Origin of the sequence: Streptomyces griseorubiginosus, from assembly GCF_017614965.1 — a bacterium.
GTDB lineage: Bacteria > Actinomycetota > Actinomycetes > Streptomycetales > Streptomycetaceae > Streptomyces > Streptomyces griseorubiginosus_B.
This window is the reverse complement of the sequence record NZ_WVUG01000109.1, coordinates 1-26,472: the sequence shown is the minus strand read 5'-3', so window position 1 is coordinate 26,472 and position 26,472 is coordinate 1. Positions and strand designations below refer to the sequence as shown.

Below are 26,472 nucleotides of genomic sequence, written 5' to 3'. Positions count from 1 at the left end.
CCCACCGCCCCAGCCGGCGACCACCACGGGCACCCCCGTGCACTGCCCGGACTGACGACCGTCGCCACCGTCCGCCCCCACACCGCCGGACCCGACCGGCGGCCACCATCCGCGCCGGACCCGCCCCTTTCGGCCGACCCAACCGGTGACCACGAGCGACGTCCGACCGCCCCGTCGGCGGGATCGGCCGGCGGCCGTCAGCCTTGGCCCGCTTGCCGGAGCCGGCTGACGACCTGCGCCCCTCGTCTGCGCCGACCCACCCCTCGCGCGGCCCAGCCCAGCTCAACAGTTCTGCTCAGCCGGCAGCGGGCAGCCGGCGTCCGTCCCTACCCGGCGTCACACCGTCGTCGGCTGGTCCTCGCGGCGCGCCAGGCGGCTGTGGGTGCGGCCGTAGAGGAAGTACACCGCGAAGCCGATGACCATCCAGATGGCGAAGCGGAGCCAGGTTTCGGCGGGGAGGTTGAGCATCAGCCACAGGGACGCGAGCACCGACAGGATCGGCACGAAGGGGACCCACGGGGTGCGGAAGGAGCGGTCCAGGTCGGGGCGGGTGTTGCGCAGGATGATGACGCTGATCGCGACGACGATGAACGCGAAGAGCGTGCCGATGTTCACCAGTTCGGCCAGTTCGCTGAGGCTGGTGAAGCCCGCGACGATCGCGATGACCACGCCGAGCAGGATGGTCGGGCGGTACGGCGTGCGGAAGCGCGGGTGGGTGTGGGAGAAGAAGCGCGGCAGCAGCCCGTCGCGGCTCATCGCGAAGAAGACGCGGGACTGGCCCAGAAGCAGGATCATGCACACCGTGGTCAGGCCCACCGCCGCGCCGAAGCTGATCAGGCCCGCGAACCAGGGGTGCCCCGTCGCCTTGAACGCGTCGGCCAGCGGGGCGTCGACGGACAGCTTGGTGTACTTCTGCATGCCGGTCACCACGATCGACACGGCGACGTACAGAGCCGTGCAGATGATCAGGGACCCGATGATCCCGCGCGGCACGTCCCGCTGCGGGTTCCGCGTCTCCTCCGCGGCCGTGGCGACGACGTCGAAGCCGATGAAGGCGAAGAACACCACGGACGCGGCGGTGAAGATGCCCATGACGCCGAAGTTGGAGGGCGCCCAGCCGAACATCAGCTGGATCAGCGGCGCCTTGAGGTTGCCCCCCGCCTCCACGGTCTGCGCCTTGGGGATGAACGGGTCGTAGTTGTCGCCCTTGATGAAGAACGCGCCCGCGATGATGACGACGAGGACGACGGCGACCTTGATGGCGACGACGACCGAGGTGACCCGCGCGGAGAGCTTCATGCCGATGACGAGAATGGCGGTGAGCAGCAGCACGAGCGCGGCGGCGAGGATGTCGAAGCCGAACCCGGAGGCACCGTCCCGGCCGCTGAGCGAGGCGGGCAGATGCCAGCCCGCGTTGTCCAGCAGCGAGTGGATGTAGCCGGACCAGCCGACGGCCACCACCGCCGTGCCCAGCGCCAGCTCGAGCACCAGGTCCCAGCCGATGATCCAGGCCGGGAGCTCCCCCAGCGAGGCGTAGGAGAAGGTGTACGCGGAGCCGGCGACCGGGACCGTGGAGGCGAACTCGGCGTAGCACAGCGCGGCGAGCGCGCAGACCACGCCGGCGACGACGAAGGACAGGGAAACGGCGGGGCCGGCGGTGTTCTTGGCGGCCGTTCCGGTGAGGACGAAGATGCCGGTGCCGATGATGACACCGACGCCGAAGACCGTCAGATCCAGCGCGGACAGGGATTTTCGGAGCGCGTGCTCGGGCTCCTCGGTGTCCTGGATGGACTGCTCGATGTTCTTCGTCCTGAAGAGGGTGCTGCTCACGGGCGTACCTCCCACGCTGTGTCGTCCCCGACATGATCGGGAGGGGGCGATGGGGGTGCCCCCGGGTCGAGCGAAGTCGAGAGTTGGGGGACCGTATGCCCCGGCGCGAGCGGGTTCACGCGAATGGGCCGCTTTCACCACCCCTGGCGGTGGCGGAAGCGGCCCATGGGAGGCGGGTGTCGCGTCAGTCCCGGGCGGGCTGCACCTCGGCCGCCGTACGGTCGTAACGGCCGTCCAGCCTGGAGACGAGGCCGGTGACCTGGCGGGCGATGTCGGGGGCGGTGAGGCCGATCTCCGCCATCACCTCGGCGCGCGAGGCGTGGTCGAGGAAGCGCGGCGGGATGCCGAAGTCGCGCAGGGGTACGTCGACGCCCGCGTCCCGCAGCGCCTGCGCGATCGCCGAACCGACGCCGCCGACCCGGGAGTTGTCCTCGACGGTGACGACCACCCGGTGCCGCTCGGCGAGCGGGGCCATGGCCTCGTCCACCGGCTTGACCCAGCGCGGGTCGACGACCGTGGTGGAGATGCCCTGCTTCTTCAGCAGCTCGGCGATCTCCAGGCACATGGGCGCCAGGGCCCCCACGGAGACCAGCAGCACGTCCGGCGTGTCCGTGCCCGGCTCGCGCAGGACGTCCATGCCGCCCACCCGTCCCACGGCGGGTACGGCGGGTCCGACGGCGCCCTTGGAGAAGCGCACCACGGTCGGCGCGTCGTCGACCTGGACGGCCTCGCGGAGCTGGGCGCGCACCTGGTCGGCGTCGCGCGGGGCGGCGAGCCTGAGGCCCGGGACGACCTGGAGGATCGACATGTCCCACATGCCGTTGTGGGAGGCGCCGTCGGTGCCGGTGACACCGGCCCGGTCCAGGACGAAGGTCACGCCGCACTTGTGCAGCGCCACGTCCATCAGGACCTGGTCGAAGGCGCGGTTGAGGAAGGTGGCGTACACGGCGAAGACGGGGTGCAGTCCGCCGTGCGCGAGGCCGGCCGCGGAGACGGCGCCGTGCTGCTCGGCGATGCCGACGTCGTAGATCCGCTCGGGGAAGGTGTCGGCGAACTTCTTCAGGCCGACCGGCTGGAGCATCGCGGCCGTGATGGCGACGATGTCCTTCCGCTCCTTGCCGAGCTCGACCATCTCGTCGCCGAAGACGGAGGTCCAGTCGGCGCCGGACGCCTTGATCGGCAGGCCGGTGTCGGGGTGGATGGGGCCGATGCCGTGGAAGCGGTCGGCCTCGTCCTGGAGGGCGGGCTGGTAGCCGCGGCCCTTCTCGGTGAGGCAGTGGACGATCACCGGGCCGCCGAACCGCTTGGCGCGGGCCAGCGCGGACTCCAGCGCCTCGATGTCGTGGCCGTCGATGGGGCCGACGTACTTCAGGCCCAGGTCCTCGAACATGCCCTGCGGCGCGATGAAGTCCTTCAGGCCCTTCTTGGCGCCGTGCAGGGTCTCGTAGAGGGGCTTGCCGACGACCGGGGTGCGCCCGAGGAGGTCCTTGCCGCGGGCCAGGAAGCGCTCGTAGCCGTCGGTGGTGCGCAGGGTGGCGAGGTGGTTGGCGAGGCCGCCGATGGTCGGCGCGTACGACCGCTCGTTGTCGTTGACGACGATGACGAGGGGGCGGTCCTTGGCGGCGGCGATGTTGTTGAGGGCCTCCCAGGCCATGCCGCCGGTCAGCGCGCCGTCACCGATCACGGCGACCACGTGGTCGTCGCGCTCGAGGATCTGGTTGGCCTTGGCGAGCCCGTCGGCCCAGCCGAGGACCGTGGAGGCGTGGCTGTTCTCGATGACGTCGTGCTCGGACTCGGCCTGCGAGGGGTAGCCGGACAGACCGCCCTTCATCTTCAGCCGCGAGAAGTCCTGGCGGCCGGTGAGCAGCTTGTGCACGTAGGACTGGTGGCCGGTGTCCCACAGCACCTTGTCCCGGGGCGAGTCGAAGACCCGGTGCAGGGCGATGGTCAGCTCCACCACACCGAGGTTGGGGCCGAGGTGGCCGCCGGTCTTGGAGACGGCGTCGACGAGGAAGGTCCGGATCTCCTCTGCCAGCTGCACCAGCTCCTCGGGGCTGAGCCGGTCCAGATCGCGCGGTCCCCTGATACGGGTCAGCAGCGGCACCCGTGCCTCCTTGCAGTAGAGCTGTTGCCGGGCTTGTCGAGTCTAATGTTCCGCCTGTGCGGGTGACGCCCGGGCGGTGCGTCATAGGTCACGCGATCGGCTGTACCCACGATTGTCCGGTCCTACGACACGACGATGCCCGGCACCTGTGGGGTGCCGGGCATCGGGTGCGGTCGGTTACGCGCGTCCGGCCGTCTTCTGCGTCTTGCGGGTGATCGCGTCGATGACGACGGTCGCCAGCAGAACACCACCGGTGATCATGTACTGCACCGGCGAGGCGATGCCCTGCAGGGCGAGGCCGTACTGGATGGAGACGATCACCAGCACACCGAGGAGCGCGTTCCAGGTGCGGCCGCGGCCGCCGAAGAGGGACGTGCCACCGATGACGGCCGCCGCGATGGCGTTCATCAGCAGGTCACCGCCACCGGCGCCCTGGTTGGCCGAGGCGATCTTCGAGGCGATGAACAGACCGCCGACCGCGGCGAAGGTGCCGGAGATCGCGAAGACCGAGATCCGGACCATCTCCACGTTGATACCGGCACGCCGGGAGGCCTCGACGCTGCCGCCGAGCGCGAAGATCTTCCGGCCGTACGGCGTGCGGCGCAGGATGAAGTCCGTGACCAGCAGCACACCGACGAAGATCACGACGGCCAGCGGCAGACCCTTGTACTGGTTGTAGACGATGGCCACGGCGAAGGCGACGATCGCGAGCAGCACCGTGCGGAGAATGGTTTCGCTCACCGGCCGGGACGGCACGCCGGCCGCCTCGCGGCGCTTGTTGCCGAAGTAGGAGCTGAGGAAGAACAGCGCGGTCACCGCGATGGCCAGGCCGTAGGAGGCGGCGACGTCGCTGAAGTAGTACGTCGTCAGCTTGGCGACCATGCCGTCGCTGTTGAGGTTGATCGTGCCGTTGGAGCCCAGGATCTGGAGCATGAAGCCGTTCCAGAACAGCAGGCCGGCCAGGGTGACCGCGAACGCGGGCACACCGATCTTCGCGAAGACGAAACCGTGGATCGCGCCGGCGACGGTGCCGGTGAGGATCGCCAGCACGAACGCCAGCCACTCGCTCATGCCGTGGTTGACGTTCAGTACGGCGAAGCTCGCGCCCGCGACACCGGAGACCGAGCCGACCGACAGGTCGATCTCACCGAGCAGCAGCACGAAGACGATACCGACGGCGATCATGCCGGTGCCGACCATCGCGACGGAGATGTCGGAGAGGTTGTTCGCGCTCAGGAAGTTGGAGTTCAGGCTCTGGAAGATGATCCAGATGATCACCAGGCCGATGACGACCGGGATGGAACCCAGGTCACCCGCCTTGATCTTGCGCTTGAACTCGGTGATGTACCCCGCGAAGCCCTGTTCGCGCACCAGCAGCCGGGGGTCGACCACGGTCGCGGCACCGGCCGCGGCCTCGGGGTTCTCCACCACGTGGTCCTCGGGAGGCGTGGAGGTCTTGTCGATGCTCACTTCTTGATCTCCCCGGAGGTGCGCGCCGCACGACGGGTCACGGCGTTGTCCGTGGCGCCGGTGATGGCGGAGATGATCTCTTCCTGCGAGGTCGACTTGACCTCGAAGACGCCGTTGTTACGACCCAGACGCAGCACCGCCACCTTGTCGGCGACGGCCTTCACGTCGGCCATGTTGTGGCTGATGAGGATCACGGCGTGACCACGTTCCCGCAGCCGCTCCACGAGGTCGAGGACCTGCGCGGTCTGCTCGACACCGAGAGCGGCGGTGGGCTCGTCGAGGATGACCAGCTTGGGCTCGCCCAGCATGGAGCGGGCGATGGCGACGGTCTGGCGCTGACCACCCGACAGCGAGGCGATCGGAATCCGCACGCTGGGGATGCGGATGGACAGCTGGTCCAGCAGCTCGCGCGAGCGGCGCTCCATCTCGACCTCGTCGAGCACGCCGTACTTGCGGACCTCACGGCCCAGGTACAGGTTGCCCACGACGTCGATGTTGTCGCACAGCGCGAGGTCCTGGTACACCGTCGCGATGCCCAGGTTCTGGGCGTCGTGCGGCCTGTTGATCGAGACGGCCTTGCCGTCCCACTCGATGACGCCCTCATCGATGGGGTGCACGCCGGCGATCGTCTTGACCAGCGTGGACTTTCCGGCGCCGTTGTCGCCCACCAGGGCGACCACCTCACCGGCGTGGACCTCAAGCTCTACGTCGGTGAGCGCCTGGACGGCACCGAACCGCTTGGAGACCCCGCGCAACGCCAGCACGGGCGTAGCGGACACGTGAACCATCTCCTTCGCCGCCTGACCCGGCGGGAGGTTGTGCAGAAGTTTTGGGGGGCTGATCCGTCCGGCGCCCCGCAGCTAGCTTGCGGGGCTGTGTGATGCGCGGGGCGCCGGAGGAGCCTTCGGAGCGGGCGTCCCGTAGGGGAATTCAAGAGCGAATTCCCCTACCTGGGAAGGGACCTGCCGCTGTCTACTTCAGACCGATCTTGTCGCAGGCGGCCTTGTACTGCGCCGTGCAGATGTCGGACACCGTGTAGATGCCGTCCTTGATGACGGTGTCCTTGATGTTGTCCTTGGTCAGCGAGAAGACCGAGATGATCTTCGCCGGGATGCCCTTGTCGGTCGGGCTGTCGACCTTGTCGGGGGCGACGGAGCTGAGGTCCTTGCCCTGGGCGATGTCGACGGCCATCTCCGCGACGGTGTTGGCCTCGGTCGGGTAGGGCTTGTAGACGCTCATGTACTGCGTGCCGGTGACGATGCGCTGCACCGCGTCGAGCTCCGCGTCCTGGCCGGTGACCGGGACCTTCAGGCCGGCGGCCTGGAGGGCGGTGATGATACCGCCGGCCATGCCGTCGTTGGCCGAGTAGACGCCGATGATCTTGTTCTTGCCGAGCGCCGAGATCGCCGCCTCCATGTTGGCGTTGGCGTTCTCCGGCTTCCAGTCCTTGGTGTCGTAGGACTTGCCGATGTTCACCTTGCCCTGGAGGACGGAGAGGGCGCCCTTCTTGAACTGGGCGGCGTTCGGGTCGGTGACCGAGCCGTTCATCATGACGATGTCGCCGGACTTGGCCTTCGAGCCGAGGGCCTTCAACAGGGCCTCGCCCTGGGTCTTGCCGACGGTCTCGTTGTCGAAGGACGTGTAGCCGGAGATCGGGCCCTGCGCGAGGCGGTCGTAGGCGACGACCGGGATGCCGGCGTCCTTGGCCTTCTGGACCGAGTTCTTGATGGCCGCGGAGTCCACCGCGTCCACGATCAGCACGTCGACCTTCTGGGTGACCATGGTGTCGACCTGCTGGGCCTGGAGGCTGGCGTCCTGCTTGGCGTTGGCGTAGACGACCGTGCCCTTGCCGTTGGTCAGCTCCTTGACCTTCTTCTCGATCAGGGGCTTGTCGAACTTCTCGTAACGCGCGGTCTGGTTCTCGGGAAGCAGGAGACCGACCTTGATGTTGTCGCCCTTCTTGGACGACGAGCTCGAAGAGCTGCTCTTGTTGCCGGACTCCTTGGCGGAGCCACAGGCGGCCAGCGAAACGGCCATCGCACCGGCAGCAACGGCAAACGCGGCACGACGCATACGCGTGTTCACTTCAGAAACCTCCCTGACGAGGCCGCGACGTTGCGGCCGAGGTGGCTGGAAGTCAACTCGGCCACACGTGCGACGTCAAGAAGTAAATCCTTAACGAGATGGCAACGGTGCCATCCGTTCTCTAAGTGAAGGCAGGGGTCGCCGTAGCGAGCGTGCCGTCCAAAAGGGTCGAATCACCCATCTCGCTGAGTGCGAGAGCGAGTGCTCCGAGCACCTCCGCACGGCCCCCAAGTGCCCCGGGGAGAACGGACAGTTGGCGCGCCGCGCTGGGGATTGCGTAGCGGCCGACGGACTCCCTGATCGGCCCGAGCACCAGCTCACCGGCCTCGGCGAGATCACCGCCGAGCACCACCCGGCTCGGGTTCAGCAGATTGCAGAGATTGGCGACTCCAGAGCCGATGTGGCGGCCGACGTCGGCGATCACGCGACGGCAGCCCGGGTCTCCGTCCCTGGCCAGCCGCACGACGCCTTCCATCGTCAGATCCGTGCCGTGGCTGGACTGGAGGAGCGGCAGCACATAGCGCGCGGCCGCGAAGGTCTCCAGGCAGCCCCGGTTTCCGCAGCGGCAGACGGGGCCGGATTCATCAAGAGTAATATGTCCGATTTCTCCCGCTGTACCACCTGGCCCGCGGTAGATCTTCCCGTTGATCACCAGACCGGCGCCCACACCGCTCGCGACCTTGATGTAAGCAAGATCACGAACGCCTCTGCCACTGCCCCAGACCAGCTCACCGAGGGCGCCGAGGTTGGCGTCGTTGTCCACGTGCACCGGTACGCCGAGCCGCCCCCGCAGCTCCTCGGCGGGCCTGGTGCCGGTCCAGCCCGGCAGGATGGCGGTGGAGCCCAGCGTCCCGGACTCGACGTCGATCGGTCCGGGTACGCCGAGGCCCACTCCGGCGATCTTCGACCGGTCCACGCCCGTTGCGCTGATCAGGCGATTGACCAGCTCCTCCGCCCGGTCGAAGCCCTGGGTCGAGGAGGCGTCCACGTCCAGCGGCTCGGACTCCTCGGCGAGCACCTGATGGGCGAGGTTGCCGACGGCGACCCGCAGGTGCGTATGCCCGAAGTCGACCCCTATGACGATGCCGGCGTCCCCGCTCAGCGAGACGCTGCGGGCCCTGCGGCCACCCGCCGAGGTGGGCGTGACCTCGACCGTTCCGCCGTCCTTGAGCTCGCGGACGATGTTGGAGACCGTCGCCGCGGACAGTCCCGTGGTCCTCGCGATCTCCGCCTGCGTGAGGGACCCGGCCAGCCGGACGGCCCGTACCACCCGCTCCAGGTTGGCTCGGTGCAGTGACGACTGCGACCCCGGAGTCTCCACGACGACCTCCTGCGCACGGGACCGCCTCGATGAGGCCCCGTCTATGTCCAACTAGTGAACTCTAAGCTGAGCCGTTCGGGTTGCCTCCCGTCAAGAGGTTGAACCGTATCCGGGTGGATGGACGCACATATGAGCGCACCGCCCCCGGGCCGGGGGACGGCGCGCTCGTGGGCGCCGTGCGAAGGCGGGGCTCCCGCCTACTTGAGGGTCGCCGAGGTCAGTCCCGCCTGCACCTGACGCTGGAAGGACAGGTACACCACGAGCATCGGGATCATGGCGATGGTCACGCCGGCGAACAGGACCGGCAGGTCGGAGGCGTAGCCCTGTTGCTGCTGCAGCTGGATGAGGCCCTGGGTGAGGACGTACCGCTCGGGGTCGCCGCCGCTCTGCGGCTGCATGAGGACCGTCGGCAGGATGAACTGGTTCCACTGCCCGAGCGTGTTGAAGATGCCCACGCTGATCAGTCCGGGCTTCGCCATCGGCAGCATGACCTGGAAGAAGGTCCGGGTGTGCGAGGCGCCGTCCAGGATCGCCGCCTCGAAGACCGCCGTCGGCAGGGTCCGGAAGAAGGCGTGCATGAAGAACACCGTGAACGGCATCGAGTAGGCGATGTAGACCAGGATCAGCCCCTGGTAGGTGTTCAGCATGTCCAGCCGCTTGACCATGAAGAACAGCGGGACGAGGGCGAGGAACACCGGGAACATCGCGCCGGCGACGAAGAAGTAGTACAGCAGCCGGTTGCCCCAGAACTGGTAGCGGGCCAGCACGTAGGCCGCCATGGAGCCGAAGAGCATGGTCAGCGGCACCGAGAAGACCAGGACGATCACGGTGTTCAGGAAGTAGTCGCCGATGCCCTTGTTCCAGGCGCGGTGGAAGACGCCGAAGGACCAGCTGTGCGGCCAGCCGAAGGCCGAGCCGCCGATCTGGGCGTCGGTCTTGAAGGAGCTGATCACCAGCCACAGCAGCGGCAGCACGATCAGCAGGGCCCACAGGGCGAGGAAGCCGTGCGAGAAGACGTTCAGCACGACGCCCTCGCCGCGCTTGTCGTCGGGGCGGGCGGGGCTCTTGGCGACGGGCCGCTCGGCGGGCGCGGCCGGGGTCTCCTTGATGGGGGCGCTCATCGTCTTGTCTCCCGCTCAGAACTCGATGCGCTCGCGGCGGGTGACGCGCAGCGTGAAGACGGACAGGATCAGGGTGAGCAGCAGCATGACGACACCCATGGCGCAGGCGTAGCCGCTCTTGCCGAAGTACAGGAAGTTGCGCATCATCACGGTCGCCATGACGTCGCTGTGGTGGTCGGGGCCGCCGCCGTAGGCGCCCATGTTCTGGGTCATCGAGGAGACCAGCACGAACATGTCCATGGCGATGATGCCGAGGTACACCCACGCCGTCTGCACGGTGTCCCACAGCAGCGGCAGGGTGATCCGGAAGAACGACTGGTTGCGGTTGGCGCCGTCGATCAGCGCGGCCTCGTAGATGTCCTTGGGGATGGACTGCATGGCCGCCGAGAACAGCACCAGATAGAAGCCGACACCCTGCCAGATCACGGCGACCATCAGCGCCCACAGCACGATGTGCGGCTCGTTGAGCCATTCGACGGGGTTGTCCGGGTCGACCAGGTGGATCTTGATCAGGGCACCGTTGAGCAGACCGCCGCCGTCACTGCGGTAGACCGCGTTGAACAACACCGCGAGAATCGCCAGCGACAACACCTGCGGGAAGAAGTAGACGATTTTGTAGACCTTCGATCCGGCGACGCCCTGCACACCGCCGGCTTTGCTGCGTCCGCCCGCGTTCAGCATGAAGGCGAAGAACAGGGCGAGCAGGATCGTGATCACCGGAATGAAGACCAGGAACTGGATGTTGTGCCAGATGGCCTGCATGAAGACGTCGTCGTGGAACAACGCCCGGTAATTGGCGAATCCGACGAACTTGAAGGTCTGCGACTGCCCCTTCCAGTCCGTGAGGGAATACCCGAATGTCTGGATGTAAGGCCAGATGACAAAGACCACGTAGAGCAACACGGGAGCGAACAAGAACCCCGCGACGAACCGGTACTGCCCTTTTCGCATACCTGCCCCTGATATTCCGGTCTGTGCAGCGCCCCCGAAGGGGCGCGGGGAACTGCCCGGCACCAAAGGCAGTCCCCACGGCGCCCCCGTGGCCTATTCGTGCACGTTCTTCTTGGACGCGGGGTCCGCGGCCTGCTTGTCGACGGCGGCCTGACAGCGCTTCAGCCACTCCTTGGGCTGGATGCGCTTGGCCATGAGCTCATTGGACGCGTTCTGGATGGCCGTGTCCATCTCGCTGTACCAGTCCGGGTAGAGGTAGCGGAAGGTGTTGTCGCCGGCCGCCTTCGAGGCCTCGACCGTGGACTGCGTGCCCGGGCGCAGCTTGACGCTGGCGTCGACGCCGTCCTTGAGGATGGTGAGCGAGTTGGCCTGCTTGGCGAAGAGCGTCGACCACTCCTTGGAGAGCATGTGCCGCATGAACTCCTTGGCGCCGGGCAGGTTCTTGGCCTTCGCGGGGATGATGAAGGGCTCGCCGGAGCCGGCCCGGATCGCCTCGAAGGGCATCTTGCTGTCGGGCAGCAGCGGCATCGGCAGGAACTTCATGTCGAAGTCCGAGGGCGTCTGCTTGAGCTGCTCGTTCTCCAGCCAGGAACCGCAGGTGATGAAGGCGGCCTTGTACTGGTTCCAGCGGGTCTGGGACTCGGTGTGGGTCAGGCCGTTGGTGCCGGGCATCAACAGGCCCTTCTCCACGACCTCGTAGATCGCCTCGACGCCCGCCTGGGCCGCGGCGGAGCCGACGAAGGCGTTCGGCTTGAGGTTGTCGATCGCCTTGACGGCGTCGATGCCGCCCTTCTTGGCGATCATGTCCATGATGGCGACATTGATGTAGTACGGGTACTTGCCCTGGTGGGCGAGACCGCCGATGCCCGCCTTCTTGGCCTCCTGGCAGATCTTGATGAAGTCGTCCCAGGTCTTGGGCGGCTCCCAGCCCTTCTCCTTGAAGAGCTTGCCGGAGTACCACAGGCCCCACACCGTGTAGATGTAGTTCAGGGCGACGACCTTGCCCTCCTGGACGCCCGGGTCGAGGGTGCCGGGGATCAGCATGTCCCGGACCTTCTTGCTCGGGTCGTCGACCGACGGCGCGTCGAGGACCGGGGCGAGGTCCAGCAGCTGGCCGTTCTTGTAGAGCACGTCGACCTTGATCTGCTGGGCGCCGGAGTCGTCGACGATGTCCGGCGGGTTGCCCGCGTTGAAGCGGGGCTGGAGCTTTCCGGTGATCTCCTGGGTGCCGGTGTGGGTGGAGGTGATGCCGAGCTTCTTCTCGTAGTCCGCCTCCCACGCCTTGGCGTAGTCGTCGCCGTAGCCGCCCTTGAAGATGACGACGTCGAGCTTGGTGCCCTTCTTCGCACCGAAGGGGTTCGACTTGGACGTCTTGCCCTCGTCGTTGCCACTGGAATTGTCGTCGCCGCCGCCGCTGGCGCAGGCCGCCAGAAAACTCATCGTGGGGACGGAGATCAGGCCGAGTGCGGCCGACCGCTTGATCAGATCGCGGCGGCCGACACCCGCGGTGCCGTTGTTCTCGGCGGAAGTGGATCCCATGCTCAAAGTCCTCGCCTTCTCCAGGACTCAGGCGGTGAACCGGATCCTCCGGGCACCGCGGTCAGGTCAAGCAGGGTCGTGCAGGACGTACGGATCATGCCGTATCGATCGTGTGAAGTGCCGACAGGTATAGTCCACTTCCCGCGGACGGAGCAAGATCGAATGCAAGGTTGGTCATCGGTCTTTTCCGAGTTGAGACCTCGCGGAAATATGAGCGCCCTGTGTACCGCTTGCCGGAAAAATCCGCGACATAAGCCCCGAATGCCACACTCAACACCCTTGACATCACTGACCACTTGACCCACTACTGGTCTCTGCGCAGCAAAGTTGACAACGTTGTCCGGATGGGGCGCAGGAGGGGTGCTGGTCCATGAGACACAGAGCTCGGCACAGACGGGGTACGGCGGTCGTCCTCACGGCCGCCTTTGTCATGGCCGTGGGGTCGCAAGGGGCGGCGATCGCCCTGCCGGAGGCTCCGGCCAAGGCGGACCGGGAGTTCGCGTCCTCGTTCGAGGCGGGTGACCCGGCACCGACCTGGCTGAACACGGTGGACACCGCGCCGGACGGGAGCAAGCGGGCCTCCGGTGTCGACGGCGGCTACAGCAGCGGTGTCGCCGGTAACGTGAACGACCATGTCACGGACGTCCGGGCCAGCAGCGAGAACTCGGGCGGCGGCGAGGTGAAGGAGAACCTGGTCGACGGCGAGTCCGGCACCAAGTGGCTGACCTTCGCACCCACCGGCTGGGTGGAGTTCGATCTCGACAAGCCGTACGCGATCACCACGTACGCGCTGACCTCCGCCAACGACGAGGCCGGGCGTGACCCGCAGGACTGGACCCTGCAGGGCTCGACGGACGGCAAGGACTGGAAGACCGTCGACACCCGCTCCGGGCAGTCCTTCTCGGAGCGGTTCCAGACCAAGCAGTACGACCTCGCGGCGCCGGCCGAGTACGAGCACTTCCGGCTCGACATCACCAAGAACAACGGCGCCGACATCCTGCAGCTGGCGGACCTGCAGCTCTCCACCGGCGGCAGCGGCGGCTCGGTGCCCGAGGACATGCTGTCGCTGGTCGACCGCGGGCCCGCCGGATCACCGACCGCCAAGGCGGCCGCCGGGTTCACCGGAAAGCGTGCGCTGCGTTACGCCGGTCGCCACACGGCCGACGGACGGGCGTACTCGTACAACAAGATCTTCGACGTGAACGTGAAGGTCGACCGGGACACTCAGCTGTCGTACCGCCTGTATCCGCAGATGGCCGACGGCGACCGCGACTACGACGCCACGAACGTCTCCGTCGACCTGGTCTTCACCGACGGCACCCGCCTGAGCGATCTGGGCGCCACCGACCAGCACGGCTTCCCGCTCAGCCCCCAGGGGCAGGGCGCGTCGAAGGTGCTGTACGTCAACCAGTGGAACAACGTCGTCTCCCGGATCGGGTCGGTCGCGGCCGGGAGGACCGTCGACCGGATCCTGATCGGGTACGACTCCCCCAAGGGCCCGGCGAAGTTCCGGGGCTGGCTGGACGACCTGGCGATCAAGCCGGTGGCGCAGGAGCAGCCGAAGGCGCATCTGTCGGACTACGTGCTGACCACCCGGGGCACCAACTCCAGCGGCAGCTTCTCGCGCGGCAACAACTTCCCCGCGACCGCGCTCCCGCACGGGTTCAACTTCTGGACCCCGGTGACCAACGCGTCCTCGCTGAGCTGGCTGTACGACTACGCGCGGGCCAACAACGACGACAACCTGCCGACGATCCAGGCGTTCAGCGCGAGCCACGAGCCGAGCCCGTGGATGGGTGACCGGCAGACCTTCCAGCTGATGCCGTCGGCGGCCGCCGGCACCCCGGACACCGGCCGCGAGGCGCGTGAGCTGGCGTTCCGGCACGAGAACGAGACCGCGCGGCCGTACTACTACGGGGTGCGCTTCGAGAACGGCCTCAAGGCCGAGATGACCCCGACCGACCACGCGGCGGCCCTGCGCTTCACCTACCCGGGCGACGACGCGAGCGTGATCTTCGACAACGTCACCGAGCAGGCGGGCCTCAGCCTCGACAAGGACACCGGGGTCGTCACCGGCTACTCGGACGTCAAGTCCGGGCTGTCGACCGGCGCCACCCGGCTGTTCGTGTACGGCGTCTTCGACAAGCCGGTGACGGACGGCTCCGCGAGCGGGGTCAAGGGCTACCTGCGCTTCGACGCGGGCTCCGACCACACCGTGAACCTGCGTCTGGCCACCTCCCTGATCAGCGTCGACCAGGCCAAGGACAACCTGCGTCAGGAGATCCCGGACGGCACGTCCTTCGACACGGTCAGGAAGAGCGCCCAGCGGGCCTGGGACAGACTGCTGGGCAAGGTGGAGGTCGAGGGCGCCACGAGCGACCAGCTGACCTCGCTGTACTCCAGCATGTACCGGCTGTACCTGTACCCCAACTCCGGTTTCGAGAAGGTCGGTTCGAAGGAGCAGTACGCCTCGCCGTTCTCCCCGATGCCCGGGGCGGACACCCCGACCCACACCGGGTCGAAGATCGTCGACGGGAAGGTGTACGTCAACAACGGCTTCTGGGACACCTATCGGACGACCTGGCCCGCCTACTCCCTGCTGACGCCGAGTCAGGCGGGCGAGATGGTGGACGGGTTCGTCCAGCAGTACAAGGACGGCGGCTGGACGGCCCGTTGGTCCTCCCCCGGCTACGCGGACCTGATGACCGGCACGTCCTCGGACGTGGCCTTCGCGGACGCCTACGTCAAGGGCGTGAGGTTCGACGCGAAGGCGGCCTATGAAGCGGCCGTGAAGAACGCGACGGTCGTTCCGCCGACGTCGGGCGTGGGCCGCAAGGGCATGGCCACCTCCCCGTTCCTCGGCTACACCACCACCTCCACGGGAGAGGGCTTCTCGTGGGCGATGGACGGCTACAACAACGACTACGGCATCGCGCGGATGGGCCAGGCCCTCTACGCGAAGACGGGCGACAAGCGCTACAAGGAGGAGTCGGAGTACTTCCTCAACCGCGCCCAGGACTACGTCAACCTCTACGACAAGCAGGTCGACTTCTTCCAGGGGCGGGACGACCAGGGCGACTGGCGGCTGGACGCCTCGACGTACGACCCGCGCGTGTGGGGCTACGACTACACCGAGAGCAACGGCTGGGGCTACGCCTTCACGGTCCCGCAGGACACCCGGGGCCTGGCCAACCTGTACGGCGGCCGGGACGCGCTGGCGAAGAAGCTCGACACGTTCTTCTCCACGCCGGAGACGGCCGACCCGCGCTTCTCCGGCTCGTACGGGGGCGTCATCCACGAGATGACCGAGGCCCGCGACACCCGGATGGGCATGCTCGGGCAGTCCAACCAGCCCGCGCACCACATCCCGTACCTGTACGACGCGGCCGGCCAGCCGTGGAAGACGCAGGCGAAGGTCCGCGAGATACTGTCCCGGCTCTACGTGGGCAGCGAGATCGGCCAGGGCTACCACGGCGACGAGGACAACGGCGAGCAGTCGGGCTGGTACCTCTTCTCCGCGCTCGGCTTCTACCCGCTGGTCATGGGCAGCGGCGAGTACACCATCGGCTCCCCGCTGTTCAAGAAGGCCACGGTGCACCTGGAGAACGGGCAGGACCTGGTGATCAAGGCGCCGAGGAACAGCCAGAAGAACGTCTACGTCCAGGGCGTGCGCTTCAACGGCCGTGCGTGGAACTCGACTTCGCTGCCGCACTCGCTGCTGTCGAAGGGCGGGGTCCTCGAGTTCGACATGGGGGCCAAGCCCTCGGGGTGGGGCTCGGGCAAGAACGCGGGGCCGGTGTCCATCACCCAGGGCGACAAGGTGGCGACGCCCCGAGCGGACGTGCTGAAGGGTGACGGGCCGCTGTTCGACAACACCTCGGCGTCGGACGCCACCGTGACCTCCGTGGACCTGCCGGTCTCCGGTCCGGTCAAGGGCCTTCAGTACACGCTGACCTCGTCGGGGGACCACACCAAGGCGCCGACCGGCTGGACACTCCAGGGCTCCGACGACGGCACCACGTGGAAGACGCTCGACAAGCGGTCCGGCGAGTCCTTCACCTGGGACCGACAGACCCGGGCGTTCAGCGTGGGCTCCCCGGGCACGTACGGGAAGTACCGCCTGGTCTTCGAGGGTCAAGCAACCGTGTCGGAGGTCGAACTGCTCGCCTGAGCAGCCAAGTGCCTTCGAGCGCTACGCGGAAATGAGCGGCGCGGATCCCCGCGAGGGGATCCGCGCCCATCCGTGCAACGGTCAGCCCGTCGCCAGCGTGAACACGTGCAGGTCCGGGTTCCGCGGCAGCGTCACGCTCGCGATGGTCCTTCCCTGCGGTGCCGCGAACGGCTTGGTGGCGAAGACGTAGGTCGCGACCGGGTCCTTGTCCGCGCCGGCGACGTTCCGGTACGCGGTCCTGGCGAGGACCTCGTTGCCGTACTGGACGGTGCCGCCGCCCCCGCCGACGGTCCAGTCGGTGAAGGAGAGGTCGATCGCCTCGGTGCCCCCGTCGGTGTAGGTGACGGTGGCCTTGGTCTGCTGGTTGCCGTTGACCGCGCTGCCGACGAAGGACAACGCGGCTGCCGGACTGTCGAGTCGGACGGTCTGCCCGTCGGACGAGACGTTGTCCGGGCGGCCGGCGGGCGAGTCGGGCCAGGTGAAGGCGAGCCCGTCGACCGTCCCCCGCGCACCCGGGGTCAGACCGGCCGCGGCGAGGGCCTGACGGGAGTAGCTCCAGCCACCGCCGTCGTAGTCGGCCTCGTCGTGCTCACCGGCGTCGTCCGAGACACCGGTGTTGTCGTAGGCGGCGAGCAGGGTGCCGGGGGCGGCGACGGTGAGGGCGACGGGCTGCTCGTAGGAGGTGCCGTCGGAGGTCACGGTGACCTTGACGTCGTAGAAGCCCTGTTTCATGTCCCTCGCCGAGCTGAGCGTGATCTTCTGCGAGCCGTCGACGACCGTGCCCGAAGCGGGAGTCGCCGTGACCCCCTCGGGTGTCTGGACCTGGAACCGCACCTCGGGTCCCGCTCCCCCGCTCATCGACAGGGCACGGATGCCGACCTCGGTGCTCTCGCCGGGTGCGAGGGTCGCCGTCGTCGGTCCGACGCCGATCTGGTACGGCTGCTCGCCCTGCCGGAAGGACGGCGGGGCGTCGGCGGGATCGCTGCCCCAGGCCTTGTCGGGCGTGCCGGAGAGCGTGTAGTCGAGCCGGCCGCCGTCCCGCACCAGGGACGCGGGCAGCCAAGGCCGTCGGCTGGTACGGCCGTTGACCTTCAGCGAGGTGATGTACGGGGCGTCGGCGGCCGCGCCGTTCGCCCGGATGGAGATGTCGTTGCCGCGGGGGCGGTCGATCTCGATGCGCGGGAACAGTGGCGACGCCAGGGTGAGTTCGGCCCGGGAGGGCACCTGGGGGTACATCCCGAGCGCGGAGAAGACGTACCAGGCGGACATCGCGCCGAGGTCGTCGTTGCCGGGGATGCCGCCGGGCTGTGTCGACCAGAGCTGCTTCATCGCGGCTCGGACGGTCTCCTGCGTCTTGTAGGGGGCGCCCGCGTAGTCGTACAGGTAGGGCACGTTGATCGACGGCTCGTTGTCCAGTTCGGACTTGTCGCCGCCGCTGCCGGTGAACGCCCAGCTCCCGTCGCTGTCGTGGAAGAAGGCGTCGAGGCGGGCCAGCGCCTTGTCCCGGCCGCCCATCGCCGCGAACAGGCCGGCCGGGTTGTGCTGGACCATCCACGTGTACTGCGCGGCCGTACCCTCGACGAAGCCGTTGCCGGTGGCCGGGGTGAAGCCGGTGACCCAACTGCCGTCGGCCTTGCGGTTGGCGATGTAGCCGCCCGTCGGATCGGCGGCGATGTTGAAGTTGTTCTGCCACCACTGGGCGCGCCCGGCGAAGGCGGCCGCAGTGTCCTTCTCCCCGGCCGCGGTGGCGAGTTGGGAGAGGGAGAAGTCGGCGGCCGACATCTCCAGGGTCTCCGCCGCCCCGCCCCAGGCGTTGGAGACGGACGGCATGTAGTGCAGCTTCAGGTACTTGTCCAGGGAGGGACGCTGGCCCACGGAAAGGACGGGCTTGCCGGCCGCCGACAGGTCCTGCTCGGTGGGCACGGTCGCCGCCCGGACCAGGGACGACAGCGCCCCGCGCAGATCGAAGTCCGTGCCGCCGAAGGCGCGGACGCCGGCGAGGGCGGTCGGTGAGGGGTCGCCGTTCATGACGTGCGTGCCGCTCGCGCCGTGCAGCCAGCGGTCCCAGACACCGCCGTTCTGCCGGGCGAGTTCGTACAGGGACTGCGCGATGTCCGAGCCGGTGCGCGGATCGAGCAGGGTCAGCAGCTGCACCTGGTCGCGGTAGACGTCCCAGCCGGAGAAGGTGCCGTACTGCGCCCGGTGGCCCTTGCCGACGGTGTGCGCCTTGCCGTCGGCGCCCCGGTATCGGCGGTCGACGTCACTGATGACGTTCGGGTGGAGCAGGGCGTGGTAGAGCGCGGTGTAGAAGGTGATGCGTTCGTCGTCGGTGCCGCCGCCGACCCGGATGGTGCCGAGCCGGTCCCGCCAGGCGTCGTGGGCGGCGGCACGCACGGCGTCGAAGGAGCGCTTCGGCGGGTTCTCCGCGGCGAGGTTGGCGGCGGCCCCGGCCTGGCTCACGTAGGAGATGCCGACCTTGACGTTCACGGGCCCGCCGCCCGGCGCGAACTCCACATAGCCGCCCGCGCCCTTGCCGGCGACGGGCCGTCCGCCGTGGGAGAAGCCGCCGGTGCCGCCGGAGGCCGCGGTGGAACCCGGGGTCAGCCTGTCGTCCTGCCAGGTGCCGGTGGCCTTGAAGTCACGGTCGAAGCGGGCGGTGAAGTACAGGGTGTAGTAGGCCCGTTGGCCCTCCGGATCGAGGTAGCCGCAGAAGTCGCCGGAGGTCACCGAGCCGGAGACGGTCCGCGTCGCCGGGTCGATGGTCACCGACGAATCGGTCGAGCCCACCTCGGAGTTGGCGGTGCGGATCAGGAGCGAGGCGGGCTTGTCGGCCGGGTAGGTGAACCGTGCCGAGCCGGTGCGCGCCGTCGCCGTGAGGTCGGCGGTCACACCGGACGCGAGGCCCACCTTGTAGTGCCCGGGCTCGGCGGTCTCGTCGGCGTGGCTGAAGTCCGAGGCGTAGACGGCGTCCTTGGTGTCGCTCGCGGGCGAGGAGGTGATCTCGCCGGCGTACGGGAAGAACGGGATGTCGCCACTGCCGCCCGCGCAGCCGGTGCCGGACATGTGGGTCAGACTGAAGCCCCGGATGCGGGTGGCGTCGTACTGGTAGCCGCCGGGCGCGGCCGTTCTGGTCGCGTCGCCCCTGGTGTTCTCCGGGCTCCAGGAGAGCATGCCGAACGGGGTGACGGCACCCGGGAAGACATCGCCGCCGTTCTTGGTGCCGATCAGCGGATCGACGTACGAGGTCGGGTCCTTGACCAGGTCAGGGGGTGCTGACGTGGCCGCCAGGGCGGGTGTGGCACCGGTGACCGCGAGAACGGCGGCCAGCAGCAGGGACGTCGGGCGGAAGCGCATGACGCGGCCCCTCCTCCTTCGGACGGGTCGCGCACCACAGGTCGCACAAGCCGCAGTGACGGTAGCGTGTGCCACGGGTACCGCGGAAGACCGCGTGCGGTCGGGTCGGCGCACGGAACGCGCCACTCGTTCGGGTAGCGGCAGGCCAAGTGGGTTGACATCGTTGTCCGTTGGCGCGGTAGAGTCATGCGCAGACCAATCGACAACGTTGTCGCATCACAGCGTCGTCCCACAAGCCGGCACCACCGCACCAGCCAGCACCCCGCACGAGCCGTACTCCGCACAAGCCAGCCACACCCGGACAGGTACTCCCCCGGCCTGGACCGGCTCGCGGACCCGGTGGGGCGACACACCGCCACCGGGTCCGCCCTGAGCGGCGGTGGGAGCGCCGGGGGCGGCGGGTTCCGGTCCGTCGCCATATGGGAGCGCTCCCACCCCACCTGTTGCGGAAGTTAGCGCGAATGGGCGCGGCTGTAAACCGCAGGCGCGGCTCAGGTCGTTAGCGGGGGCGGCTCAGGTCGTACCGGGGGCGCGGCTCAGGTCGTCCGGTGTACGGGGTGGGCGGCCTGGAAGGCCAGCCGTCCGTCGGCCCGGGAGGCGATGGACATGAGCAGGTCGTCGAAGGACAGGAACTCCTCCCACGACGTTCGGCCACTGTGTGCCGCGAGCCGCGCGACCACCAGATCCTCAGGTTCCCGTGCCCGCTTGCCCTTCCAGACCTTGTCGGCGACGCTCACCAGCAGGTCCTCCAGCCGGACGTCCGGCCCGTTCCAGTCGGCGTGCGTGGCGGCGAAACGGGCCAGCCGCGGTTCGACACCCCGGGCCAGCAACAGCTCGCGCCCGGCGCTCTCGTGGGCGGAGCCCGGGCCGGACAGTTCGGCGAGGTGCACCGCCTTGCCGATGTCGTGCGTGGCCGCCCCGAACAGCAGGGCTTCGGCGTCGAGTTGGAGGGCAGGGTACTCACGTTCCACCCATGTCACCAGCTGGTGCGCCACGTCGTGCACGGCTCGGAGGTGGGCCGCGAGGCGGGGCGGGGCAGCCAAGTCCCGGAGCAGTTCGGCCACTTGGGGCGGCAGGGGGCGCAGGGGCGGATCACCGGGGTCGTCGAGCGCGCGCTGGAGCGGATCGGCTGTCGTCACGGGGTCAGGGTAGGGGCGCTTTCCTGTCGTACCGCGCTGTCGGGGCGATCGGTCCCGGGGTATTCGGGAACGCCTGCGGCGCTCGTGGTCGGCAGGTCCACCGTGAACTCCGTGTGACCCGGGCGGCTCTCCACGCCGATCCGGCCCCCGTGCGCGCCCACGATCGCCGCCGCGACGGCCAGCCCCAGCCCCGAGCCGCCCACCGAACCCGGCGCGTGGTACCTCGAGGTGTCGGCCCGGGTGAAGCGTTCGAAGACCGTCGGCAGCAGCTCGGCCGGGATCCCCGGCCCGTCGTCGCGTACCCGGATCACACAGCGCTCCCCGGCCGTCTCCACCTCCGCCGTCACGGTCGTGCCGGCCGGTGTGTGCGTCCGGGCGTTGGCCAGCAGGGCCGCCACCGCCTGGTGCAGACGCCTCATGTCGCCGGTGACCACGGCCGGGGCCTCGTCCAGGCGCAGCGCGAGCCGCCAGTCGTGGCCGTTGCCCGCCGCCCGCGCGTCCCACAGCGCCTCGGCGACGACGGCCGCGAGGTCGACCTCGCCCGACTCCAGGGGCCGGCCCTGGTCCAGCCGGGCGAGCAGCAGCAGGTCCTCCACCAGGCCGGTCATCCGGGCCGATTCGGCCGAGACCCGGCGCCAGGCCAGGACCGGTTCGACACGGTCGGCGCCGCGGCTCATCAGTTCCGCGTACCCGGCGATCGCGGCCAGCGGGGTGCGCAGCTCATGGCCGGCGTCGGCCAGGAAGCGCCGCATGCGTTCCTCGCCGCGCCGGCGTTCGGCGAGGGAGGACTCGATGTGGTCGATCATCCGGTTGAGCGCGGCGCCGACCTGCCCGGCCTCGCTGCCGGGGTCGGTGTCCCGGGCCGGGATCCGGGTGAGGCCGGTGACCTCGCCGCGGTCCAGCCGGGCCCGGGAGACCTCGGCCGCGGTGGCGGCGACCCGGCCGAGGGGGCGCAGCTGGCGTCGGACGACCACCGCGCAGACGACACCGGCCGCGGTCAGCCCGAGCGCGGCGACCCCGGCCTCGGCGAGCACCAACGCGGCGAGCGTGTGCTGTACGTCGTCCATGGGCAGCCCGGTCAGGACGCGTACGCCCCCGCTCCGGGCGGCGGCGACACGGTAGGTGCCGAGGCCGGGGACGGTGCGGGTGTGCTCGGAGCCGTCGGGGGCGATGCCCCGCAGGGCGGCGCGCTGGGCGGCGGTGAGGTCGTGCGGCGGGGCGCCCTGGGTGACGCGCGCCGCCGCGAGGACGGTGCCGTCGGCGTCGAGCCGGGCGGCGAGCATCCCGGCGGGGTGTCCGTTCTCGGTGAGGAACGCCAGGCCCGTCGGGTCGTCGGGGCGTGACCGGGCGCCGCCCAGGTTGCGTTCGACGGCCTCGGTGACACGGTCGTCCAGGTCGCCCATCAGATAGCCGCGCTGCAGCAGGGCGGTGGTGAGCACCATCGCGGCGCACACCACGACGAGCGTGGCGGTGACGAACAGCAGCAGGCGGGCACGCAGGGAGCGGGCGCGCGGGCGGCGGGTCATCCGCTGTCCTCCGTCGGCCCGTCCGTGCGGCCCCTGCCGCACGCGGCGCGGACCGCCGGTGTCCGGGGCCAGTCGACCGGGTGCCGGGGGGAGAACTCGTGGCCGACGGCGATCGCGCGGACGCTGACGGAGGGGTACCCCAGGGTGCCTGACATGTCTCGATACTGTCCCGGTCCGCTGTCGGAACCCTGTGTTCAGCCTGAGGGTCGGTGATGACATCGGGTGGAATCGGCGGAAGGGCCGCACCCCCGACATACGGGGATACGGCCCTTCCGGTGTCCGACTGCCCTGCCGTACCGCTTACTTGCGGATCAGGCTGCGCAACACGTACTGCATGATGCCGCCGTTGCGGTAGTAGTCGGCCTCACCGGGGGTGTCGATGCGGACGACCGCGTCGAACTCGACACCGGTGTCGGTGGTGACCTTCACCGTGCGCGGTGTGGTGCCGTTGTTGAGCTCCTCGATGCCGGTGATGGAGAAGGTCTCCTCGCCGGTCAGACCGAGGGCCTGGGCCGAGCCGCCCTCCGGGAACTGCAGCGGCAGGACGCCCATGCCGATGAGGTTCGAGCGGTGGATGCGCTCGTACGACTCGGCGATGACGGCCTTGACGCCGAGCAGCGCGGTGCCCTTCGCGGCCCAGTCGCGGGACGAACCGGAGCCGTACTCCTTGCCCGCGAGGACGACGAGCGGGATGCCCTGCTCGATGTAGTTGCGGGAGGCGTCGTAGATGAAGGAGACCGGGCCGCCGTCCTGCGTGAAGTCGCGGGTGTAGCCGCCCTCGGTGCCCGGCGCGATCTGGTTGCGCAGGCGGATGTTGGCGAACGTACCGCGGATCATCACCTCGTGGTTGCCGCGGCGGGAGCCGTAGCTGTTGAAGTCGCGGCGCTCGACGCCGTGCTCCGTGAGGTACTTGCCGGCGGGGGTGTCGGCCTTGATGGCACCGGCGGGCGAGATGTGGTCCGTCGTCACCGAGTCGCCCAGCTTGGCGAGGACCCGGGCGCCGGAGATGTCGGTGACCGGGGCCGGCTCGTGCTGCATGCCCTCGAAGTAGGGGGGCTTGCGGACGTAGGTCGACTCCGGGTCCCACTCGAAGGTGTCACCGGTCGGGATGGGCAGCGCCTGCCACTGGGCGTCGCCCGCGAAGACGTCCTGGTAGGACTTGTTGAACATGTCCTCGCCGATGGCGTTCGCCACGACGTCGTTGACCTCGGCCTCGGAGGGCCAGATGTCCTTGAGGAAGACCGGGTTGCCGTCCTGGTCGATGCCCAGGGCGTCCTTGGTGATGTCCACCTTCATGGAGCCCGCGATGGCGTAGGCGACGACCAGCGGCGGGGAGGCCAGGTAGTTCATCTTGACGTCGGGGTTGATCCGGCCCTCGAAGTTGCGGTTGCCGGAGAGGACCGAGGTGACCGCGAGGTCGTGGTCGTTGACGGCCTTGGAGACCTCCTCCGGCAGCGGGCCGGAGTTGCCGATGCAGGTGGTGCAGCCGTAACCGACCAGGTTGAAGCCGACCTTGTCGAGGTACGGGGTCAGGCCCGCCTTGTCGAAGTAGTCGGTGACGACCTTGGAACCCGGGGCGAGGGTGGTCTTGACCCACGGCTTGCGGGTCAGGCCCTTCTCCACGGCCTTCTTCGCGACGAGCGCGGCGGCGACCATGACGTACGGGTTGGAGGTGTTGGTGCAGGAGGTGATCGCGGCGACCGTGACGGCGCCGTGGTCGATCTCGTACGTCGAGCCGTCGGGGGCGGTGACGGTGACCGGGTTGGACGGCACGCCGTTCGGCGCGACGGCCGGGGCGTCGGAGGCGGGGAAGGACTCCTTGCCGGATTCGTCCACGGAGTCGACGTAGTTGAGGACGTCCGACTTGAACTGCTGGGCCGCGTTGGCGAGGACGATACGGTCCTGCGGGCGCTTCGGGCCGGCGATGGAGGGCACGACCGTGGAGAGGTCGAGTTCCAGCTTCTCGGAGAAGTCCGGCTCGGCCTTCGGGTCCAGCCAGAGGCCCTGCTCCTTGGCGTACGCCTCGACGAGCGCGACCTGCTGGTCGCTACGGCCGGTCAGGCGCAGGTAGTTCAGGGTCTCGTCGTCGATCGGGAAGATCGCGGCGGTGGAGCCGAACTCCGGGGACATGTTGCCGATGGTGGCGCGGTTGGCGAGGCTCGTCGCCGCCACGCCCTCGCCGTAGAACTCGACGAACTTGCCGACCACACCGTGCTTGCGCAGCATCTCGGTGATGGTGAGCACCAGGTCGGTGGCGGTGGTGCCGGGCTGCAGCTCACCGGTGAGCTTGAAGCCGACGACGCGCGGGATGAGCATGGAGACCGGCTGGCCGAGCATCGCGGCCTCGGCCTCGATGCCGCCGACGCCCCAGCCGAGGACGCCGAGGCCGTTGACCATGGTGGTGTGGGAGTCGGTGCCGACGAGGGTGTCGGGGTACGCCTGGCCGTTCCGGACCATGACCGTGCGGGCCAGGTGCTCGATGTTCACCTGGTGGACGATGCCGGTGCCGGGCGGGACGACCTTGAACTCGTCGAAGGCGGTCTGGCCCCAGCGCAGGAACTGGTAGCGCTCCTTGTTGCGGCCGTACTCCAGCTCGACGTTCTGCTTGAAGGCGTCGTTCGTGCCGAACTTGTCCGCGATGACGGAGTGGTCGATGACCAGCTCGGCGGGCGCCAGCGGGTTGATCTTCGCCGGGTCGCCGCCCAGCTCCTTGACGGCCTCACGCATGGTGGCGAGGTCCACGACACAGGGAACGCCGGTGAAGTCCTGCATGATCACGCGGGCGGGCGTGAACTGGATCTCCTGGCTGGGCTGGGCCTGGGAGTCCCAGCCGCCCAGGGCGCGGATGTGGTCGGCGGTGATGTTCGCGCCGTCCTCGGTGCGGAGCAGGTTCTCCAGCAGGACCTTGAGGCTGTACGGCAGTCGGGCCGAGCCCTCCACCTTGTCCAGCCGGAAGATCTCGTACGACTCGTCGCCCACCTGCAGCGTGCTGCGGGCGTCGAAGCTGTTCGCCGACACGACAGTCTCCTTCATTGATGTGCGCGTACCACCGTCCATCGTGCCGCCACGCCGACTTGGCCGATCCGGTTAGGTCAGGCTAAGTTAGGTTTGCCTTACTGGAGCGGCGGCCACGGTGCGCCTCGGCAGATATCTCGATGTCGAGATAACTCTAGTACATGGCCGCTGGATGGTCATGCCCGACCTCGCGCCGATAGCGTCGCCGGGTGACCTATCTGAGTCCGCTCGGCTATCTCCTGGGCGTGGAGGGAGCCGCCTTGCTGCGCGGTTTCCGGGACGGAAACGCCGACCGCGTCTTCGTCGAGGCCCGGATCGCCGAGATACGACGGCTGCTGGAGACTCCCTCCCTCACTCAGGCCGAGGCCGCCACGGGGGCTTACGGCACGATCGGCACCGACGAGGTCTACCGGTCCTGGGCACCGCACTACGACGCGCCCGGCAACCAGATGATCGACGTCGAGCAGCCGGTCGTACGGCGCCTGCTGGACGGCCTGCCGGTCGGTACGGCGCTCGACGCGGCCTGCGGGACCGGACGGCACACCGCTCACCTGCACGGGCTCGGCCACCGGGTGATCGGCGTGGACGCCTCGCCGGAGATGCTCGCGCGGGCCCGTGAGCGGCTGCCGGACGTCGGGTTCCTCCAGGCCGATCTGCACCGGCTTCCACTGCCCGACGACGCGGTCGACACGGTCGTCTGCACGCTCGCGCTCACCCACGTCCCCGAACTGGCGCCCGTGCTGGCCGAGTTCGCCCGGGTGCTGCGTCCCGGCGGACACCTGGTGATCTCGGACGCGCATCTGACGGGGTCCTACCTCCGGCCCACGCTTCCCCGCCGCCCCGGCC

General features: G+C 68.9%; 16 protein-coding genes. 2 read left to right on the top strand and 14 right to left on the bottom strand.

All coding sequences use genetic code 11. From position 1 onward, the window contains the following. Positions 1-336 precede the first annotated feature (336 nt). The 9 genes from GRC12_RS21200 to ngcE all read right to left on the bottom strand — a co-directional run bounded on the left by GRC12_RS21200 (position 337) and on the right by ngcE (position 12,421). Entirely contained in the window at positions 337-1,830 is a 1,494-nt protein-coding gene (locus GRC12_RS21200; protein ID WP_208780949.1) for an amino acid permease, read from the bottom strand. Positions 1,831-2,014: 184 nt separating this feature from the next. Next, positions 2,015-3,934, bottom strand: coding sequence for a 1-deoxy-D-xylulose-5-phosphate synthase (gene dxs, locus GRC12_RS21195; protein ID WP_208780947.1), 1,920 nt, complete (start codon positions 3,932-3,934; stop codon positions 2,015-2,017). A gap of 177 nt (positions 3,935-4,111) precedes the next feature. Continuing rightward, positions 4,112-5,404 carry a sugar ABC transporter permease gene (locus tag GRC12_RS21190; protein WP_208780945.1) on the bottom strand — a complete coding sequence of 431 codons (1,293 nt, stop codon included), beginning with the start codon at positions 5,402-5,404 and terminating at the stop codon, positions 4,112-4,114. Then, positions 5,401-6,192 (bottom strand): ATP-binding cassette domain-containing protein, encoded by a 792-nt coding sequence (locus GRC12_RS21185; RefSeq protein ID WP_208780943.1) that lies wholly within the window; start codon positions 6,190-6,192, stop codon positions 5,401-5,403. The genes GRC12_RS21190 and GRC12_RS21185 overlap by 4 nt, the downstream gene beginning before the upstream one ends. Before the next feature lie 184 nt (positions 6,193-6,376). Beyond that, on the bottom strand, positions 6,377-7,477 hold the full coding sequence (locus tag GRC12_RS21180) for a sugar ABC transporter substrate-binding protein (protein WP_208780951.1): 1,101 nt from the start codon (positions 7,475-7,477) through the stop codon (positions 6,377-6,379). A 133-nt stretch (positions 7,478-7,610) separates the two neighbouring features. After that, positions 7,611-8,810 carry an ROK family transcriptional regulator gene (locus GRC12_RS21175; protein WP_208780941.1) on the bottom strand — a complete coding sequence of 400 codons (1,200 nt, stop codon included), beginning with the start codon at positions 8,808-8,810 and terminating at the stop codon, positions 7,611-7,613. A gap of 197 nt (positions 8,811-9,007) precedes the next feature. After that, positions 9,008-9,931, bottom strand: a complete 924-nt coding sequence (locus GRC12_RS21170) for a carbohydrate ABC transporter permease (protein WP_208780940.1) — start codon at positions 9,929-9,931, stop codon at positions 9,008-9,010. Positions 9,932-9,946: 15 nt separating this feature from the next. Then, positions 9,947-10,882, bottom strand: a complete 936-nt coding sequence (locus tag GRC12_RS21165) for a carbohydrate ABC transporter permease (RefSeq protein WP_208780938.1) — start codon at positions 10,880-10,882, stop codon at positions 9,947-9,949. A gap of 93 nt (positions 10,883-10,975) precedes the next feature. Beyond that, the gene (gene ngcE, locus GRC12_RS21160; protein ID WP_208780936.1) at positions 10,976-12,421 is read right to left on the bottom strand and encodes an N-acetylglucosamine/diacetylchitobiose ABC transporter substrate-binding protein; all 1,446 of its coding nucleotides are present in this window, start codon (positions 12,419-12,421) and stop codon (positions 10,976-10,978) included. Between the two features lie 370 nt (positions 12,422-12,791). Here ngcE and GRC12_RS21155 point away from each other — a divergent pair, with 370 nt between their 5' ends. Then, complete coding sequence (locus GRC12_RS21155; RefSeq protein WP_244373487.1) at positions 12,792-16,592, top strand: GH92 family glycosyl hydrolase; 3,801 nt, start codon at positions 12,792-12,794, stop codon at positions 16,590-16,592. An 81-nt stretch (positions 16,593-16,673) separates the two neighbouring features. Here GRC12_RS21155 and GRC12_RS21150 read toward each other — a convergent pair whose 3' ends face one another. The 5 genes from GRC12_RS21150 to acnA all read right to left on the bottom strand — a co-directional run bounded on the left by GRC12_RS21150 (position 16,674) and on the right by acnA (position 25,629). Beyond that, complete coding sequence (locus GRC12_RS21150; RefSeq protein WP_208780934.1) at positions 16,674-19,946, bottom strand: GH92 family glycosyl hydrolase; 3,273 nt, start codon at positions 19,944-19,946, stop codon at positions 16,674-16,676. A gap of 536 nt (positions 19,947-20,482) precedes the next feature. After that, entirely contained in the window at positions 20,483-21,085 is a 603-nt protein-coding gene (locus tag GRC12_RS21145; protein WP_208780933.1) for an HD domain-containing protein, read from the bottom strand. Further along, positions 21,082-22,611, bottom strand: coding sequence for a sensor histidine kinase (locus tag GRC12_RS21140; RefSeq protein ID WP_208780930.1), 1,530 nt, complete (start codon positions 22,609-22,611; stop codon positions 21,082-21,084). The genes GRC12_RS21145 and GRC12_RS21140 overlap by 4 nt, the downstream gene beginning before the upstream one ends. Beyond that, entirely contained in the window at positions 22,608-22,766 is a 159-nt protein-coding gene (locus tag GRC12_RS21135) for a hypothetical protein (protein ID WP_208780928.1), read from the bottom strand. The genes GRC12_RS21140 and GRC12_RS21135 overlap by 4 nt, the downstream gene beginning before the upstream one ends. A gap of 145 nt (positions 22,767-22,911) precedes the next feature. Then, positions 22,912-25,629, bottom strand: a complete 2,718-nt coding sequence (acnA, locus tag GRC12_RS21130) for an aconitate hydratase AcnA (RefSeq protein WP_308286593.1) — start codon at positions 25,627-25,629, stop codon at positions 22,912-22,914. Between the two features lie 206 nt (positions 25,630-25,835). On the opposite strand from acnA, the gene GRC12_RS21125 reads away from it, so the two are divergent. Further along, positions 25,836-26,472: class I SAM-dependent methyltransferase (locus GRC12_RS21125; protein WP_208780924.1), on the top strand; the 637-nt coding region annotated here is incomplete at its 3' end.

Coding starts and splice junctions, on each gene's coding strand:
- GRC12_RS21180 (WP_208780951.1), bottom strand. CDS start 7,477: ATGCGTCGTGCCGCGTTTGCCGTTGCTGCCGGTGCGATGGCCGTTTCG.
- GRC12_RS21170 (WP_208780940.1), bottom strand. CDS start 9,931: ATGAGCGCCCCCATCAAGGAGACCCCGGCCGCGCCCGCCGAGCGGCCC.
- GRC12_RS21140 (WP_208780930.1), bottom strand. CDS start 22,611: ATGACCCGCCGCCCGCGCGCCCGCTCCCTGCGTGCCCGCCTGCTGCTG.
- GRC12_RS21155 (WP_244373487.1), top strand. CDS start 12,792: ATGAGACACAGAGCTCGGCACAGACGGGGTACGGCGGTCGTCCTCACG.
- GRC12_RS21185 (WP_208780943.1), bottom strand. CDS start 6,192: ATGGTTCACGTGTCCGCTACGCCCGTGCTGGCGTTGCGCGGGGTCTCC.
- GRC12_RS21165 (WP_208780938.1), bottom strand. CDS start 10,882: ATGCGAAAAGGGCAGTACCGGTTCGTCGCGGGGTTCTTGTTCGCTCCC.
- GRC12_RS21135 (WP_208780928.1), bottom strand. CDS start 22,766: ATGTCAGGCACCCTGGGGTACCCCTCCGTCAGCGTCCGCGCGATCGCC.
- ngcE (WP_208780936.1), bottom strand. CDS start 12,421: ATGGGATCCACTTCCGCCGAGAACAACGGCACCGCGGGTGTCGGCCGC.
- GRC12_RS21150 (WP_208780934.1), bottom strand. CDS start 19,946: ATGCGCTTCCGCCCGACGTCCCTGCTGCTGGCCGCCGTTCTCGCGGTC.